4 protein-coding genes and 1 pseudogene are annotated in these 2,769 nt (G+C 70.1%); 1 reads left to right on the forward strand and 4 read right to left on the reverse strand.

Annotated elements, in window-relative coordinates; translation table 11 throughout:
* Positions 1-127: 127 nt before the first annotated feature.
* Positions 128-496 (reverse strand): LWR-salt protein, encoded by a 369-nt coding sequence (gene lwrS, locus N5096_RS10900; RefSeq protein ID WP_267664674.1) that lies wholly within the window; start codon positions 494-496, stop codon positions 128-130.
* 64 nt (positions 497-560) lie between these two features.
* Between lwrS and uppS the strand changes: the two genes are divergently transcribed.
* Positions 561-1,520 (forward strand): polyprenyl diphosphate synthase, encoded by a 960-nt coding sequence (gene uppS / locus N5096_RS10905; RefSeq protein ID WP_267664675.1) that lies wholly within the window; start codon positions 561-563, stop codon positions 1,518-1,520.
* A gap of 14 nt (positions 1,521-1,534) precedes the next feature.
* Here the strand turns inward: uppS and N5096_RS16360 are convergent.
* The 3 genes and pseudogenes from N5096_RS16360 to N5096_RS10920 all read right to left on the reverse strand — a co-directional run.
* A pseudogene (locus tag N5096_RS16360) lies at positions 1,535-1,716 on the reverse strand (DUF2891 family protein); the annotation flags it as partial.
* Positions 1,717-1,947: 231 nt separating this feature from the next.
* Positions 1,948-2,406: an NOB1 family endonuclease gene (locus N5096_RS10915; RefSeq protein WP_267664677.1), complete on the reverse strand. Its 459-nt coding sequence runs from the start codon at positions 2,404-2,406 to the stop codon at positions 1,948-1,950.
* Positions 2,406-2,651 (reverse strand): PRC-barrel domain-containing protein, encoded by a 246-nt coding sequence (locus tag N5096_RS10920; RefSeq protein WP_267664678.1) that lies wholly within the window; start codon positions 2,649-2,651, stop codon positions 2,406-2,408. The genes N5096_RS10915 and N5096_RS10920 overlap by 1 nt, the downstream gene beginning before the upstream one ends.
* Between the last annotated feature and the right edge of the window lie 118 nt (positions 2,652-2,769).

The raw sequence follows: 2,769 nt of genomic DNA on the forward strand, positions 1-2,769 counted from the left end.
TGATTGGACTACAGACCTGAAACTCCCACCGCTCGGGATTCCTCCGCGTTTACCCGGAGGAGGATGTCAAAAATCGTTATCGGCTCGTCAGGGGGTTTCACCGCGCGAGCGCCCCCGTCGAACGGGGTCAGCCCTCTCGCACGTGGACCGACGACCCGAGGTACTTGCGAAGCGCGTCGTCGACCGAGTCGGCGTTGAAACGGGCGAGGTTCGCGGCGATCGCCGCGCGCAGCGCGTCGAGGTGTTCGCGGTCGGTCCGGAGCTCGCGGAAGGACGCCCCGACGACCTCGACGCCGAGGCGATCGCTCGCGAGGGTCCGAAACGACGGCTCGTCGCCGATTTCGCCGCGCCAGAGGCGGTCGCGGAAGAAGAGCCACCCGTCGGTCCCGGGCTCGCTCGCGGGGACCTCCATCGTCGTCTCGAACCGGCCGGGGTCGACCGCCGCCCCGTCCGGGTCGAGCCGGAACGTGACGGCGAAGACGTAGGCGGCGTCCATCGGGCCCGATTTGGCGGGTCCGAGGGTAAAAGTACATATCCCTCGGTGATGTCAGTTCCGGTGTATGTTGGATCGGCTCCGCGCTCTCGGCGAACGCGCCTACCGCCGACACCTGCGCCGCGAAATCGACGACGTGCCGGCCCACGTCGCGATCATTCAGGATGGGAATCGGCGGTACGCCCGCGAGCGCGGCGACGACGCGCCCGACGGGCACCGCGCCGGCGCCGACACCACCGAGCGCGTACTCGACTGGTGCGCCGACCTCGGCGTCGCGGAGCTCACGCTGTACGCCTTCTCGACGGAGAACTTCGACCGCCCCGACGAGGAGCTGAGGCCCCTCTTCGACCTGCTGGAGCGCAAGCTCCGGGAGTTCGCCGACGCCGACCGCGTCCACGAGCAGGGGGTCCGCGTCCGCGCCATCGGCGACGTCGCCCGGCTCCCGCCCCGCGTCCGCGACGCGGTCGACTACGCCGAATCCCGCACCACAGACAACGACAGCTTCACGCTGAACGTCGCGCTCGCGTACGGCGGCCGGACGGAGCTGCTCGACGCCGCCCGGACGATCGCCGCCGACGTCGACGCCGGCGACCCGGACCCCGACGACGTCGACGTCGCGGCGGTCGAGGACCGGCTGTACGACCGGCCGGTCCGCGACGTCGACCTCATCGTCCGGACCGGGGGCGACGAGCGCACCTCCAACTTCCTCCCGTGGCACGCGAACGGCAACGAGGCCGCCGTCTACTTCTGTGCGCCCTACTGGCCCGAATTCTCCCAGCGGGAGTTCCTCCGCGCCATTCGGACCTACCAGTCCCGAGAGGAGTCCTGGCAGCGCGCCCGCGCGGAGCGGGCCGCCGCGCTCGTCCGAGCCGTCGCCGAGGTGGAACTCGCCGAGGCCCGGGCCGTCGCCGGGCGGCTCCGCGAGCGCATCCCCCACCTCGACGGCAGCGACCTCTCCGACGACTCGCTCGGGATCGCCGACCGCGACGCGGCCGGCTCGGCCGACGGCGACGGCCAAGAGCGGTAGCGATCGGACCAATCGGCGCCCGGCGCGATCCCGCCCTCGCTCCGCGTCAACAGGTACGGCGCGAACGAGGAGAGCCAGTGCGAGCCCGCGTAGTCGTCCGTGAGCACGCCCGCGCGGCCCCCGCCTCGGCGTGGCGGCGCGCCGCGGCGTCCAGCGGCTCCCGAAGCCGGGCCCCCGCCGGGCCCTCCACCGTCCCCTGGTAGTGCGGGTACTCGGTCTCCATCCCGTCGAGGGGGTGGACGGCCAGCGCGGTCACGACCGCGTCGTTCATCGCGTCCGCCCGACCGGCTCGGAGCGCGTCAGGCGAGACGTTCTCGAAGGCGCTCAGGCCTGGCGATCGGCGGGTCCTCTGTTCAATCGGTCGATCGGTTGCGACGGACCGTCACGCGGGATCGGTTGAAGCGGTCGCGCGGAACCGTCGGACGGCTCAGGCCGGGTTCTTCCGCGTCAGGTCGCTCCCGCAGATCGGGCACCGCTCCCTGTTCTCGTCGAACGTGCGGTTACAGCCAACGCACTGGAAGCGCCACTCGCGCTCCTCCGAGATCCCGTCTCTGGCGATGGGCTCGACGGTCAGGTCGAGCCGCTCGGCGACGTTCTGCATCGCGTAGTCGTCGGTGACGAGCGTCGCGCTCAGCTCCAGCGCGGTCGCGATCAGGCGGGTGTCGGTGTCGGACAGCTCCGCGTCGTCGCCGGAACCGCGGGCGGCGCGCCGGACGTTGTCGATCACCTCCGGGGCCGGGACGTGGATCGTCATCCCCGACCCCTCCATCGCGTCGAAGCGGAGCGCCCCCTCGCCGGTGAGCTCCTCGTGCACTTCGGGCACCGAGACGAGATCGTCCTCGGTGGTGTACTCGTGGATGAACGCCGAGGTGTCCAGGACTTCCATCAGCGGGCGACGACGATGTAGTCTTTCACCGCCTGCACGTTCCCGACCGGTACCTTGAGTCGGCCTGTCTCGTCGACGTCGAAGCCCGACCGGTCGGCGCTGAGGTGCTCGTGCGGGCTGACGAGCAGGTCGTTCAGCTCGCCCGACTTCAGGTCCATCGTGATGTTGTACAGGTCGCCGAGCTCCGTGCCGTCGGAGCTCATCACCGCCTTCCCGGAGAGGTTCTCCGCGAGGATGTCTACCATGTACTCATCGTCCGGGGCAACGGTCTTAAACGCCACGGGGGCGTCTGAGGCGGTGTTCAGATAAGGATTGAAAGGTGAGGCGGTGCGTTTTCAAAGTGTCTATGCCCGAAAACGACCG

Origin of the sequence: Halorubrum yunnanense, from assembly GCF_026586675.1 — an archaeon.
Classification (GTDB): domain Archaea; phylum Halobacteriota; class Halobacteria; order Halobacteriales; family Haloferacaceae; genus Halorubrum; species Halorubrum yunnanense.

Excerpts from the sequence above, each read along its gene's own strand:
- lwrS (WP_267664674.1), bottom strand. The coding sequence starts at position 496 with ATGGACGCCGCCTACGTCTTCGCCGTCACGTTCCGGCTCGACCCGGAC.
- uppS (WP_267664675.1), top strand. The coding sequence starts at position 561 with ATGTTGGATCGGCTCCGCGCTCTCGGCGAACGCGCCTACCGCCGACAC.
- N5096_RS10915 (WP_267664677.1), bottom strand. The coding sequence starts at position 2,406 with ATGGAAGTCCTGGACACCTCGGCGTTCATCCACGAGTACACCACCGAG.
- N5096_RS10920 (WP_267664678.1), bottom strand. The coding sequence starts at position 2,651 with ATGGTAGACATCCTCGCGGAGAACCTCTCCGGGAAGGCGGTGATGAGC.